Raw genomic sequence first — 13797 nt, 5'->3', positions numbered from 1 at the left:
ATATAGTAATGGTTTTGGTTAATAGTCAACAAACTAACAAAACGAATTTAAACAAAAAAGCAATACTCCTGACGGAGTATTGCTTTTTTTATAAAATAAGAGGCTTAAAATTATTTAATACTAAATAATCCCTCTGGTTTGTTTTCGATATCGTTAAAACGCTTGGTACACTCCGCAATAATTGCAAATGCTTCGTTTACATCTCCCCAGCCTTCAACATCAACTTTTTTGTTTTCAAGATCTTTATAAACCTGAAAGAAGTGCTCGATTTCTTTTACCAGGTGAGGATTCATATCTGATAAATCAGTCAATGAATTCCAGATTGGATCTGAAACCGGTACACAGATAATTTTTTCGTCCGGTCCTTTATCATCTGCCATGTGGAAAACTCCAATTGGTTTTACTTCCATAACACATCCTGGAAAAGTTGGCTCGTTTACCAAAACCAATACATCAAGAGGATCACCGTCAAGAGCTAAAGTTTCCGGAATAAATCCGTAATCTGCCGGGTACATCATTGAGGAGAATAACATTCTGTCAAAACGCATTCTTTTAATTTCAAAATCGTACTCGTATTTATTTCTGCTTCCTCTTGGTATTTCGATTAATACATCGAAAGTTGTTAGTTTGTCTGCGGTCATTTTTGTTTTTTATTATATCTTTAATTTCGGTTGCAAAAGTAACTAAAGAATCTATTTTTACAATAAAAAAACAGGTTAAATTATCTGCATTACCGTTTAAAAAACAAGCATTTAATAGGTAATTTTCCGATTTCGCTTATTTAAGTAATAATGCCATAGCAAATAGGTTGCATAAGAGCGATACGGACTCCATTGTTCGGCGTAGATTTCCATTTCCTGTTTGTCGTGAATATCGAGTAATTCTTTGATGGTATTGATGACTGCAATATCACCTAACGGAATTAAATCCGGTTCCTGTAAACAAAACATTAAATAGATATCTATTGTCCAGTTTCCAATTCCTTTTAATTTAATGAGTTCTTCCCTGACCTGTTGTGCTGACTTTTTGGCTAAACTTTCAATATCCAGTTCTTTGTTCAGAACGGCATCAGCCAGAACTTTAATATATTTTGTCTTTTGACGGCTTACGCCAAGGCTTCTAAATTCTTCGTCTGACAGAATTGCCATGTTTTCCGGATTGCAGGTTGTGCAGGCTTTTATTTTTAAGAATGTGGCTTTCGCCGAATCAATAGAAACCTGCTGCTCGAGTATTAGCAACACCAAAGTTTCAAAACCCTGAGGGCGTTTCGGGATTTGTGGTAATCCATACTTTTTGATGATTTCCTGAAATATTGGATTTTTAGTGGATAGAAAATCGATAGCTTCCTGCATAAGTTATTTTAAGTCTTTACCAAAATTAAATAAAAATCCCGCAGAGACATAAAGTTTTTTTGGCTCGCAGATTTGGCAGATTAAGCGGATTTTTAATTGTTAATGTTTAAAATACAGCGAAAAGAAAATTAGAAACAGTACTAAAAAAAACTGCTTAATCTGCCAAATCTGCGAGAAATTAAGCCGTTTTGAAATTAATCACGCAAAGGCGCAAAGTTTTTTGGCTCGCAGATTTAGCGGATTATGCAGATTTTTAATTGTTAATGCTTAAAATACAGCTAAAATAAAATTAGAACCAGTACTAAAAAAAATCTGCTGAATCTGCCTGATCTGCGAGAAATTAAGCCTTTTAAAATTAATCACGCAAAGGCGCAAAGTTTTTTTGGCACGCAGATTTGGCAGATTAGGCAGATTTTTTCTTTAAACTGAAACTATAAATCTCTTAAATTTTTCGAATTTTTCGACCGAAGGCAGACCCGATTGCCAGCGAACAGAAGAAGGGAGAAATCATACTCAGAAATCGACAAAGATTGCGGATTCTCCAGTGCGATTTCTCCCTTCGGTCGAAATGACAAGATTGTGTTTTCCTATATTAAAAATAGAACCCGAAAGATCCTTTTACTGCAAATTTATTAGCATCAGGATTATTTAAATAACTACCTCTCCAGGAAAAATCAATACGGAATACCTTGAAGATATTTCCGATTCCTGCGTTATATTCCCAGTATACATTTTCCGGTGCCACATAAGGCTGGTCAGAAGCATTTATCGCTCTGTTGGCATTAGAAATGGTTCCGTAAACTCCTTTTACCCCCACAAACTCTCTCCAGTTTAGTTTTCTCATAAATGGAATTCTGGCGAATAATCTTCCTCCAAAATCATGATTCCATTGTAAGGTTGTATACTGATCTGTAATAAATTCGTAGAAATTTAAATTACTAAAGGTGTTTTCTATCGTAAAATAAGTCTGGTTTCCAGGTATTACGCTCATTAACCCTAACGGAATAGTTCCAAAAGTTTTTCCTGTTTCCAGAATAACATTCGACCTTCCTAATGGTCCTATAATAATAGGCTGTTTATAAAACAACTGTATTTTTTCATAAGCGAAATCACTCTGCATCACCCCTTTAAGTCCGTAGCTGAAATTAATAAAGAAATGACTGAAAGGACTGTCTACTAAATCACGTTCTACTCCAAAACCAATTGTTTTTCGTTTCGGCATAAGTTCAAACTGAACATTGGCCTCAAACTGTTTTACTTCGCTTGCAACAACTCCTGCAGGATTTGCAGCAGTGGGCAGTGTGGTATAATAATCTAAACTAAACGTTGGCGATGCCGATGCTAAGGTCCTGTACGAAATACCGGCCTGAACTACAAAGTTTTTAATTGGCTCCATTTCCACAGAAACATTGCTCAGATTAATATTGGTCAGTTTTCCGTTACTTCCTGTTGTAAACAAGGCAGAAGAAGCAAAACTTCGTCCTAAAATATCATTTGTTGTGGTTAAGCTGGCACCAATCTGTTCGATATCACGCCTATTTCCTCCGGAGATAATAACGCGTTTTTGCTTATCGACCATCCATTTTCCGGATGCTCCGTATTTGAATTTATGATCATCAAAACCATAAGCTGTATAAGCCTGGACACGCCATGGATCATTTGGTCCGAAATAGGTTCGTCCTCCTACGCGTAAACGCAGACCTTCGACTTCATTGTAACCAAAGGTGGAAAAAATAGGTCCGTAATCGAAGTTTTTAAATTCGACGTAACCACTTCCCAAAATAGAGACCAAACTATACAATTGCTTGAACCTTTTAACGGTTTGCAGGGTATCGAGCATTTTATAAATGCCCGCTTCATCTTTGTTCAGTTTTTCGAAACGATTCTCTTCCCAAAATTCAGGCGGCCGGTCATAGACGGCATTATCAATAAAATTGACCTCCTCCTTATAAAACTTTTCCGGTTTCGGGATATTAAATTTATGATTTCTAAAGAGGGTGGTACGTTTACCATAAACTCCTTTTGATTTTTCTTTTTTATTCAAGGCAAAATCAGACATCATATAATCGCGCGTCAATAGAAAAACGGAGTCATTTTCTACCTCAAATTCCTGCTCGATATAAATATCTTTTACCCAGTTGATATTGGCGCTTTTCGTAACGCCCATATTTATTTTCTTGATCGCAAAAGTCGTATCGTTAACCCAGAAATCTCCCTTAAAGGTCAGTTCGTTTTTACGTCTCGGATAAAAAACAATGTTGTAACACCATTTTTTATCAATAAAAGCACTGTCTTTCAATACATAATTGTAAACATCAATTCCTGTTCTTGAAAGCGGGCTTGTAAAGCTTTTATCAAAAAATTTAAGGTGATTGTCGTAAATATTATAGTCGGAATAAAGGTCTTTTACAAAAGCCAGAATTTGCTGATTTCCATTAAACCCGGATGTTTTACTTCCGGTAATATTCTCTTTGGTCTTTTTAAGTTTATTGTCGCCGTAAACGTCATACACCGATTCGTTGATGAAAATGGGCAGATAGGTTTTTCCTGTAACATCAGAAGTATCCACATGATTAAAGACAAACTCCATTCCTTTGAAGAGTTTGTTTTTCATGAAAGCACTGTCAATCGTATTCATATCGAATTCGACTTTTTCGTACTTCTGCATCTGATACTGACTGAATTGGTACAAACCGTTTTTACGCTTTCGTTCCCAGATTTTTCGCAAAATATCTAAGGCCGGATTGTTTTTCTTTGATGTTTTTCCGGTAAAAATTACAACTTCATTAAGTGCCTCGGCTTCGCCCAAAACAATTTTAAAATCATAATTCACTGCTTTTTCCAAAGGAACTTCCTTATCTGAAAATCCTGCAGACGTAACCAGTAAAGCGGTATAAGTAATGGGTGATTCCAGATAAAAACGACCGTCCTCATTCGAAACAATTCCTGTATTAGAGCCTTTAAAAACCACATTAGCAAACGGAATCGGCTGATTGGATTTATCCAAAACAATTCCACTCACTTTAGTTTGTGCAGTAACCCTATTTGCAAATGCAAATACAAAAAAGAGGCTAAGTAAAATTAATCTTTTCATAATCCGGCAAAAAAAAACTTCATCAATTAATATGACTGATGAAGTTTTATAAGTATTGTTTATTGAACTATTTGTACATTACTTTTTTTACTGCTTTTACTACATCAGCTGCGTTTGGCAACCAGTCTTTTAGTAAAACAGGAGAGTAAGGCGCAGGAGTATCTGCCGTTGTAATACGCTGAATTGGCGCATCAAGGAAATCGAATGCCTGTTCCTGAACGATATAAGTGATTTCAGAAGAAATACTTGCAAATGGCCATGCTTCTTCTAAAATTACTAATCGGTTTGTCTTTTTAACAGAAGTAAGAATAGCATCTTTATCCATCGGACGAACTGTTCTTAAATCGATAATTTCACATGAAATTCCTTCTTTAGCCAATTCATCAGCCGCGATAAAAGCTTCTTTGATGATTTTTCCAAAAGAAACAATCGTAACATCTTTTCCTTCACGTTTTACATCAGCAACTCCCAATGGAATTGTATATTCTCCGTCCGGCACTTCCCCTTTGTCACCATACATTTGCTCAGATTCCATAAAAATTACAGGATCATTATCGCGAATAGCCGATTTTAAAAGTCCTTTTGCATCGTAAGGAGTTGAAGGCACAACCACTTTAAGACCCGGAGTATTGGCAAACCAGTTTTCTAAAGCCTGTGAGTGAGTCGCTCCTAACTGTCCTGCAGAAGCAGTTGGTCCGCGGAAAACGATAGGCACATTAAATTGTCCTCCTGTCATCTGACGCATTTTAGCAGCGTTATTTATAATTTGATCAATACCAACTAAACAGAAGTTGAAAGTCATATATTCTACGATCGGACGACAGCCATTCATTGCTGATCCTACTGCGATTCCTGTAAAACCAAGCTCTGCAATCGGAGTATCAATTACTCTCTTTTCGCCAAACTCAGCAAGCATTCCTTTTGAAGCTTTGTAAGCTCCGTTGTATTCTGCAACTTCTTCGCCCATTAAATATATGGATTCATCGTGACGCATTTCTTCGCTCATCGCTTCACAAATGGCCTCTCTAAATTGTATTGTTCTCATATTTATATTGTATGTTGAATTTTCTGAAGAGCAAAAATAAATATTTTAAATAACTTAAAAGCATAAATTGAATTTAAAATCACACTAACTTCCCTATCCCTTTAGGTTTTAACTTTTAAAAATATATTATACTATTTACGAAATCGATATAATTATAGTTTTTTTTGTGCTTACTTTCCTTTTTACACAAACTTTGATTTATTCGTTTCATTTTAAAATAGTACCAAATTAATTTTTGTAAATTAAACCGGAATAATCAGCTCTAATCTGGCGAATACAAACACGCTCTGCATTGCAAAATTCCTAAGAATCAACTTAAATGAATATATTTTTGTTTTTGTTTTCCGATGAAAAGCCATCAAAAATCCGGAATCTTCGAAAACGTAATAGTTTTTAAAAAATATTATGCATGCATAGTATATTATTCCGATTTTAATTTCTAAATTTGTAAAAGAATATTATAAATATAAATTATATACTTATGAAAATATTAGTTTGCATCAGCCATGTGCCTGATACTACTTCAAAAATTAACTTCTCAAATGGTGACTCAGAATTCGATACCAATGGTGTACAATATGTGATTAATCCTAATGACGAGTTTGGTTTAACACGTGCTATCTGGTTTCAGGAACAACAAGGTGCTACTGTAACTGTAGTAAATGTCGGAGGTCCTGATACGGAGCCCACTTTACGTAAAGCACTTGCTATTGGTGCAAATGAAGCGATTCGCGTGAATGCAAACCCAACTGATGGTTTTTTTGTTGCAAAACAATTGGCTGAAGTAATTAAAACTGGTGGTTACGATTTAGTAATAGCAGGAAAAGAATCTTTAGATTATAATGGCGGAATGGTTCCGGGAATGATTGCAGGAATTTTAGGTTCTAACTTTCTAAACTCCTGTACAAGTGTAACTGTTGAAGGAAATAACGTAAAAGCGGTTCGTGAAATTGATGGCGGAAAAGAAACAGTAAGCACTACTTTACCTTTGATTATCGGAGGTCAGAAAGGTCTTGTTGAAGAAAAAGACTTACGTATCCCGAACATGAGAGGAATTATGACGGCAAGAACAAAGGCGCTTACTATCCTTGAGCCGGTTGATGCTCCTGTAAATACAAAAGCGGTGAAATTTGAAAAACCAGCTCCTAAATCAGCAGTGAAATTAGTTTCTCCTGATAATTTGGATGAGTTAGTTAATTTATTACACAACGAGGCTAAGGTGATTTAAGATTGTAGAATATAGATTTTAGATTGCTGATAGCAACGCAAAATCTAAAAACTCAACATTTGATTCACTTCAAATCTAAAATCAATAATCATTTTAGATTTCAATTTTTAAAATCTGAAATCTAAAATCTAAAATCTAAAATTATTATGTCAATATTAATATACGCAGAATCTGCAGAAGGAAAATTTAAAAAAGTTGCTTTTGAATTAGCTTCTTATGCTAAAAAGGTAGCTGAATCTTTAGGAACAACCGTAACCGCTTTAACGATAAACACTAGTGATGTAAGCGAATTATCAAAATACGGAGTTGATAAAGTATTGAAAGTAAACAACGATAAACTAGCTGGTTTTACGGCTAAAGCTTACGCTGATGTAATCAAACAAGCGGCTCAAAAAGAAGGAACAAAAGTAGTTTTACTATCTTCTACAACAGACAGTATCTACCTTTCTTCATTAGTAGCAGTATCTCTGGAAGCTGGTTTTGCTTCTAATGTGGTTGGATTACCGCTGAGCACTTCACCATTTCAGGTAAAAAGAAATGCATTCTCCAACAAAGCTTTCAACATCACACAAATAGATACCGATGTAAAAGTTCTTGGTCTGGCTAAAAACTCTTACGGAATTTTTGAAAGTGCAGGAGCTGCAACTGAAGAAGATTTTAATCCTTCAATCGGCGATAACGATTTTGGAGTAAAAGTAGAATCTGTAGAAAAAGTAACCGGAAAAGTTTCTATCGCTGATGCTGATGTTGTAGTTTCCGGTGGACGCGGACTAAAAGGTCCTGAAAACTGGGGATTGGTGGAAGACTTAGCAGCTGTTTTAGGTGCTGCAACGGCCTGCTCTAAACCTGTTTCTGATTTAGGATGGAGACCTCACAGCGAACACGTTGGCCAAACAGGAAAACCAGTTGCCACCAACCTTTACATTGCAATTGGTATTTCGGGAGCAATCCAGCATATTGCAGGTATTAACTCCTCAAAAGTAAAAGTAGTAATCAATAATGATCCTGAGGCTCCTTTCTTTAAAGTAGCTGACTATGGTGTTGTAGGTGATGCTTTTGAAATTGTACCACAATTAATTGAAAAATTAAAAGCCTTTAAAGCACAACACTCTTAGAAATAAAATTCTCTATAAAAATATAGCTGCCTAAAAACAAGATAATCGTATCTTTGTTTTAGGTAGCTTTTTTGTTCCATATTTTTTGATTAAAATTGCACCTTTATTTTTCAATCAAAAAAAGTATTAAAATGAGGCATTAACTGCCCTTTTTTACCCACATATATGAGTCTAGTAAAACTATCCATAAAAGGAATTTCATACAGTCAAACTCAAAATGGCGCTTATGCCCTTATTTTGAATGAAGTTGATGGCGAAAGAAAACTTCCGATTGTTATTGGTGCTTTTGAAGCCCAGTCGATTGCTATCGCCTTAGAAAAAGAAATAAAACCTCCCCGTCCGTTGACACACGATCTATTCAAAAACTTCGCAGAAAGATTTGATATTGTCGTGAAACAAGTTATCATCCACAAACTTGTCGACGGTGTTTTTTATTCCAGTTTAATCTGTGAAAGGGATAAAATCGAAGAAATCATCGATGCCAGAACATCGGATGCCATTGCGTTGGCATTGCGTTTTAATGCTCCTATTTTTACATATAAAAACATCCTGGATAAGGCCGGAATTTATCTGAAATCCAATTCTGCAGAGACAGATCAGGGCGCTCAGGAAATAGATGATGTCTTATCAAACCCGGAGACTTTTGGACGTGAAGAAGAAAGCAACCAGTCCGGTGATGTTTACGCCAAACACAGCCTGCAGGAACTAAACGATCTTTTAGATCAGGCCGTTTCTCAGGAAGATTATGAAAAAGCAGCGAAAATCAGAGACGAAATCTCGAAAAGATAATTCTAAAGCTATAAGCCTTAAGCCTTAGGCTGTAAGCTTAAAGCGCAAAACATAAAAAACAAGCTAAAAGCAATTAGGAAAAAGCCTAAAGCTTATAGCCTAAAGCTTAAAGCAATCATGAAGCAATACTTAGATTTAGTAAAACATGTTTTAGAAAACGGTAACCAAAAAGGAGACCGAACCGGCACCGGAACAAAAAGTGTTTTTGGATACCAGATGCGTTTTGATTTAAGTGAAGGCTTTCCAATGGTTACGACCAAAAAGTTACACTTAAAATCAATCATTTACGAATTGCTCTGGTTTTTAAAGGGCGATACCAATATTAAATATCTACAGGAAAACGGAGTTAAAATCTGGGATGCCTGGGCCGATTCAAACGGAGACCTGGGACCTGTTTACGGACATCAGTGGCGTAACTGGAACAGTGAGGAAATCGATCAGATTTCTGAATTAATAACAGAATTAAAAACGAATCCGAACAGCAGAAGAATGCTCGTTTCTGCATGGAATCCTTCGGTTTTACCGGATACCAAAAAGTCATTTGAAGAGAATGTCGCCAACAATAAAGCCGCATTGCCTCCGTGCCATGCTTTTTTTCAGTTTTATGTGACGAGTCCTGATCCTGAAAAAGGAGAAACAAAAGGAAAATTATCGTGTCAGTTGTACCAGCGAAGCGCTGATATCTTTTTGGGAGTTCCGTTTAACATTGCTTCCTATGCGCTTTTAACGATGATGATTGCACAGGTTTGTGATTTAGAGTATGGTGAATTCATCCACACTTTTGGAGACGCCCATATCTACAATAATCATTTTGAGCAATTAGAATTACAATTAACCCGTGAACCCAAACCATTACCAAAAATGATTTTAAATCCGGAGATTAAAAACATTTTTGATTTTGACTATAATGATTTTACACTTTTAGATTACGAGCCACATGCCGGTATAAAAGGAAGTGTTGCTGTATAAATACAAAATCCGCTTTTTAGCGGATTTTTTTATACTACCAATACACTGTTTTCACTTCCTGCAAAATCATTCCATTTATAGGAATCTGCCTCCGGTTCATTAACGTACGTTCCGTCTATAACATATTTGAACTCGTAAATCGCGTCCTTAACCAGGTCATAGGTTGCTTTAAAAGTTCCGTTTTTCAACTTACTTAAAGTTCCTTCCTGAGCATTCCAGTTGTTAAAATCTCCCACTACAGCTGCCGCACTGGCATCTTTGGCATCGATTGAAAACGTAACTTTACAAACTGGTTTCGTTTTCACAAATTGTTTCTTTAAAGCCATAACCATTTAATTTTTAGATTGATACCTCTAAATTACACAATTTAACAAGAAGATTCGATACCCAAATAAACGATTTGTGATAATATCAAAAAGTGGCTCTCTTTTTAGTCGCATTCATAATTAATTCCTGCTTAAATTTTGGATTTCAGATTCTTAGCTCATTTAAAAGCAAATATTCTGTGTTCAAAATATTGTGCTTTCAAAATAAATTCTAACTTTATAATCTCATTATTTTTTTAAAATCTTATGGAAAAAGAAGTGCACGAGCAATACGAATATGCCAGAAGGAGAATCAGACAAAAGAAAATTTTATATTTTCATCTTGTTTTGTTTCTTTTAGGCAGCTTATTTTTATTTATTGCGAATCGATTTTTTGGATTTGGTACCACTACCAATGTCACCCCTGCAGACACTACTCAAAATTGGTGTATCTGGGTGATCACAATATGGTTTTTTATTTTTATCCTTCATTTTATAAAAGTTTATATTACGGATAGATTTATGAATAAAAACTGGGAAAGAGAGCAAATTGACCGACTTGTTGCCTTGCAGCAAAAAAGGATAAGTCAATTAGAATCAAAAATAAACGAGGATAACGAAAACAAAATTTAGTTTAGCATACCATGATTATAATGATAGCGGCGGTTGCCGAAAACAATGCCCTTGGAAAAAACAATGAATTGGTCTGGCATCTGCCAAATGACTTTAAAAGATTCAAAGCATTAACTACCAACCATTATATTATAATGGGAAGAAAGACTTTTGAAAGTTTCCCAAAACCATTACCAAACAGGACTCACGTGATTATAACGCGTCAAAAAGACTATAATCCTGAAGGCTGCATTGTTGTGGACAGTATCGAAAAAGCACTTGCTGCATGCCCTGAAGAGGAAGATTCCTATGTTATTGGAGGAGGTGAAATCTACAATTTAGCCCTTCCCTTTGCAGATATAATTGAAATAACCAAAGTACACCAGACTTTTGAGGCTGATACGTTTTTCCCAACAATCAACAAAAACGAATGGCAGCTGGTTGAAGCGGAAACGAATCTCAAAGATGAAAAACATCAATACGAATACACCTACGAAACTTACATTAGGAAATAAAATAAAAAAACATCCTCGATTGAGGATGTTTTTTAACAAAAACAATTTACGGTTTTGGGCTTTTCAAGAGTAGAATTGGATAAAAACAACAATTACCTGACGTGATTGTTATAACATTATTGTTTTCTGAGAGTAATCTCAAAAAAGTCTTTACTGCCAAATACCACGAAGGCGTAAAGACAAGAAAATTAAAATTTCCAAAAACAAATTTAATCCTAAGAACGTGTTTGCACTTTAAAAAAGAATATTGTTAACCACAACAATATTTTAAAACTACTCACGAACAAACTACAGCCAGTGCAGGAACATTCATTTGGTTTAAGTCACTAAATAAACCGCAATTAGTAAAATCTCTAATATTATTACACTACAAAATTGACTCTAAAATCCTACACTCACAATACCCATTTACCATGATTTTTTTTAAATACCCTGTTTTAGGGATAGCCAAAAAAAAGAACCTTCCGCTAAAAATATTTTTTTTGTAAAACATTTGATTTACAAATTAAAAAACTGAATTACAGTTAAAGAAGATTTGTATTATATTTGCGTAAATAAAAAAAATGTCTGAAAAAATAACTCCGTATAAAAACTCTTCATTAGGCAAAAAAGAACAGGTTGCCCAAATGTTTGACACGATCTCCGGGAACTATGATAATTTAAACCGCGTAATTTCATTTGGTATTGATATTAAGTGGAGAAAAAAGGTCTTGAAAATAGTTTCTGATAAAAAACCAAAAATCATCCTTGATATCGCCACAGGAACCGGCGATTTAGCTATTTTAATGGCACAGACAAATGCTGAAAAAATTATTGGCCTGGATATTTCGGCAGGAATGCTTGAAGTGGGAAAAAAGAAAGTAGAGGAAAAAAAACTATCAAATGTTATTGAGTTGGTTTTAGGAGATTCAGAAAACATGCCTTTCGGGGACAATTATTTTGATGCTATAACCGTTAGTTTTGGCGTTCGGAACTTTGAAACCCTTGAAAAAGGTTTTGCTGAAATCTTAAGAGTTTTGAAACCTAATGGAGTATTTGTAATTCTTGAAACTTCGGTTCCGGACAAAACACCTTATAAACAAGGATATAACTTTTATACCAAAAACATACTTCCTTTAATAGGAAAACTGTTTTCAAAAGACAATTCAGCTTACGGATATTTATCCGAATCTGCTGCAGCTTTTCCTTATGGAGAAGCCCTGAACAATATTTTACGAAAAATTGGGTTTATAGATGTTGTGGCGATGCCTCAAACTTTTGGAGTTGCAACCATTTATTCTGCTTCTAAAAAATAGTATGAAAAAAACAGTAATCTTAATTTTATTAGTCTTAACGACAAAAGGATATTCGCAATTTGCTAAAAATATGTTTAGCAAAGATCCTATTATTAATCTTGAAAACTGGCAAAAACAACGCCTGTACTTCGGTTATTATTTAGGTTTTAATAGTTTCGACTTTAAATTTGATTACAAAAACAAGGTGCAGCAAGACATTCAGGTTAAAAAAACTACCGGTTTTAATGTCGGGGTGGTGGCCGATTTAAGATTGCAGGAATATATCAACCTGCGTTTTGAACCCGGTTTGTATTATACCAAGCGTGACTTATATTATCCTCTTGAAAAGCAGGCTGATTATTTAAGAGAGGTAAACAGTACGTACATCCACTTTCCTTTATTATTGAAATTTTCTGCTTTACGTACCGGAAATATTCGTCCGTATTTAGTAGGTGGAATGTCAACCACATTAAACCTTTCGAGTAATTCAAAATCCCTGGATGATAATCACGATCAGAAGTTCAGGGTTAAGCCTTGGACTGCGGCTTATGAACTTGGTTTTGGAATTGATATTTTCTCAGAGTATTTTATTTTCTCTCCTTCGATCAGAGGAATGTTTGGTATCACTGACGAATTAATCAGGGATAATCCGGCGAATGGTCCGAGTCCGTGGACGGATAACATTGATTCCATGAAATCGAGGGCGATTTTAATAAATTTCACTTTTCATTAAAACAAAAACCTAACTATTTCGTTTAAATTCACTAAGAATAATTGCTGTTGCGGTAGCTACGTTTAAACTTTCGGTTTTTTGCAGTTCGCCAAACCTTGGAATTGTGAGTCGGCTTGTCACCGTTTTTTCAATCTCTTCCGAAATACCATTGGCTTCATTACCCATAATAATGATTCCATCTTGTGGCAGATTAGATTGATAAATGTTTTCTCCGTCCATAAAGGTTCCAAAAACAGGCAGCTTCGTTTGTGAAATAAACGTTTTCAGATCGACATAATTTACATTTACCCGGGTAATAGACCCCATCGTGGCCTGTACTACTTTTGGATTGTAAATGTCAACGGTTTCTTTAGAGCAAATAATCTGCCTGATACCAAACCAGTCGCAAAGACGTAAAATGGTGCCCAAATTTCCGGGATCACGAATATCGTCCAGCGCCAGAATTAAACCCGTATCGGTAATTTTATTTTCGGCAGGCATTTTGAAAACCGCCAAACATGAATTCGGTGTTGCTAAAGCACTTATTTTTTTAAGTTCCTGCTCATTAATAAGCGTACGTCTGGAAGACGGAACGGCCTCAAAATCATTTTGTGTGGTGTATAAATGTTCTAATTCAAAGTTGGATTGCAAGAGTTCCTGAATTACCTTTACTCCTTCGGCAAAAAATAATTGATTTGCAAAGCGTTGCTTTTTTTGATGTAAACCTGATATAAGCTTTATTTGGTTTTTACTAACCATAAAATAATGTACTTTTGAATTAAATATT

The 13797-nt window shown here is 35.2% G+C and carries 14 protein-coding genes; 8 read left to right on the top strand and 6 right to left on the bottom strand.

Going from position 1 to position 13797, the window contains the following annotated elements; genetic code table 11:
* Nucleotides 1-110 precede the first annotated feature (110 nt).
* The 4 genes from GJU43_RS00690 to GJU43_RS00675 all read right to left on the bottom strand — a co-directional run bounded on the left by GJU43_RS00690 (nucleotide 111) and on the right by GJU43_RS00675 (nucleotide 5491).
* Complete coding sequence (locus tag GJU43_RS00690; RefSeq protein WP_055097158.1) at nucleotides 111-641, bottom strand: inorganic diphosphatase; 531 nt, start codon at nucleotides 639-641, stop codon at nucleotides 111-113.
* A gap of 111 nt (nucleotides 642-752) precedes the next feature.
* Nucleotides 753-1352, bottom strand: coding sequence for a DNA-3-methyladenine glycosylase (locus tag GJU43_RS00685; protein WP_154338944.1), 600 nt, complete (start codon nucleotides 1350-1352; stop codon nucleotides 753-755).
* A 592-nt stretch (nucleotides 1353-1944) separates the two neighbouring features.
* A complete protein-coding gene (locus GJU43_RS00680) occupies nucleotides 1945-4446 on the bottom strand; it encodes a DUF5686 family protein (protein WP_154338943.1) in 2502 nt (833 codons plus the stop codon).
* Nucleotides 4447-4513: 67 nt separating this feature from the next.
* Nucleotides 4514-5491 (bottom strand): pyruvate dehydrogenase complex E1 component subunit beta, encoded by a 978-nt coding sequence (locus GJU43_RS00675; RefSeq protein WP_127337862.1) that lies wholly within the window; start codon nucleotides 5489-5491, stop codon nucleotides 4514-4516.
* A gap of 481 nt (nucleotides 5492-5972) precedes the next feature.
* On the opposite strand from GJU43_RS00675, the gene GJU43_RS00670 reads away from it, so the two are divergent.
* The 4 genes from GJU43_RS00670 to GJU43_RS00655 all read left to right on the top strand — a co-directional run bounded on the left by GJU43_RS00670 (nucleotide 5973) and on the right by GJU43_RS00655 (nucleotide 9592).
* Nucleotides 5973-6719: an electron transfer flavoprotein subunit beta/FixA family protein gene (locus tag GJU43_RS00670; RefSeq protein ID WP_154338942.1), complete on the top strand. Its 747-nt coding sequence runs from the start codon at nucleotides 5973-5975 to the stop codon at nucleotides 6717-6719.
* Between the two features lie 146 nt (nucleotides 6720-6865).
* Nucleotides 6866-7834, top strand: a complete 969-nt coding sequence (locus GJU43_RS00665; RefSeq protein ID WP_154338941.1) for an electron transfer flavoprotein subunit alpha/FixB family protein — start codon at nucleotides 6866-6868, stop codon at nucleotides 7832-7834.
* Nucleotides 7835-7999: 165 nt separating this feature from the next.
* Nucleotides 8000-8623 carry a bifunctional nuclease family protein gene (locus tag GJU43_RS00660; RefSeq protein WP_127337866.1) on the top strand — a complete coding sequence of 208 codons (624 nt, stop codon included), beginning with the start codon at nucleotides 8000-8002 and terminating at the stop codon, nucleotides 8621-8623.
* A gap of 117 nt (nucleotides 8624-8740) precedes the next feature.
* Complete coding sequence (locus tag GJU43_RS00655) at nucleotides 8741-9592, top strand: thymidylate synthase (protein WP_078006304.1); 852 nt, start codon at nucleotides 8741-8743, stop codon at nucleotides 9590-9592.
* Between the two features lie 29 nt (nucleotides 9593-9621).
* Here GJU43_RS00655 and GJU43_RS00650 read toward each other — a convergent pair whose 3' ends face one another.
* On the bottom strand, nucleotides 9622-9918 hold the full coding sequence (locus GJU43_RS00650; RefSeq protein ID WP_132031985.1) for an isoamylase early set domain-containing protein: 297 nt from the start codon (nucleotides 9916-9918) through the stop codon (nucleotides 9622-9624).
* Nucleotides 9919-10164: 246 nt separating this feature from the next.
* On the opposite strand from GJU43_RS00650, the gene GJU43_RS00645 reads away from it, so the two are divergent.
* The 4 genes from GJU43_RS00645 (at nucleotide 10165) to GJU43_RS00630 (ending at nucleotide 13031) form a co-directional block, all read left to right on the top strand.
* Entirely contained in the window at nucleotides 10165-10530 is a 366-nt protein-coding gene (locus GJU43_RS00645) for a 2TM domain-containing protein (RefSeq protein WP_154338940.1), read from the top strand.
* Nucleotides 10531-10541: 11 nt separating this feature from the next.
* The gene (locus GJU43_RS00640; RefSeq protein WP_154338939.1) at nucleotides 10542-11024 is read left to right on the top strand and encodes a dihydrofolate reductase; all 483 of its coding nucleotides are present in this window, start codon (nucleotides 10542-10544) and stop codon (nucleotides 11022-11024) included.
* Nucleotides 11025-11587: 563 nt separating this feature from the next.
* Nucleotides 11588-12319 (top strand): bifunctional demethylmenaquinone methyltransferase/2-methoxy-6-polyprenyl-1,4-benzoquinol methylase UbiE, encoded by a 732-nt coding sequence (gene ubiE / locus GJU43_RS00635; protein WP_154338938.1) that lies wholly within the window; start codon nucleotides 11588-11590, stop codon nucleotides 12317-12319.
* A gap of 1 nt (nucleotide 12320) precedes the next feature.
* Nucleotides 12321-13031, top strand: coding sequence for a porin family protein (locus GJU43_RS00630; protein ID WP_154338937.1), 711 nt, complete (start codon nucleotides 12321-12323; stop codon nucleotides 13029-13031).
* A gap of 9 nt (nucleotides 13032-13040) precedes the next feature.
* Here GJU43_RS00630 and GJU43_RS00625 read toward each other — a convergent pair whose 3' ends face one another.
* Complete coding sequence (locus GJU43_RS00625) at nucleotides 13041-13769, bottom strand: RNA methyltransferase (RefSeq protein ID WP_154338936.1); 729 nt, start codon at nucleotides 13767-13769, stop codon at nucleotides 13041-13043.
* Nucleotides 13770-13797: the final 28 nt, after the last annotated feature.

It is taken from the genome of Flavobacterium sp. LC2016-23, assembly GCF_009674775.1.
Taxonomy (GTDB): domain Bacteria; phylum Bacteroidota; class Bacteroidia; order Flavobacteriales; family Flavobacteriaceae; genus Flavobacterium.
Note: the sequence above shows the minus strand (reverse complement) of the source record. Positions and strands in the feature narration are given on the sequence as shown.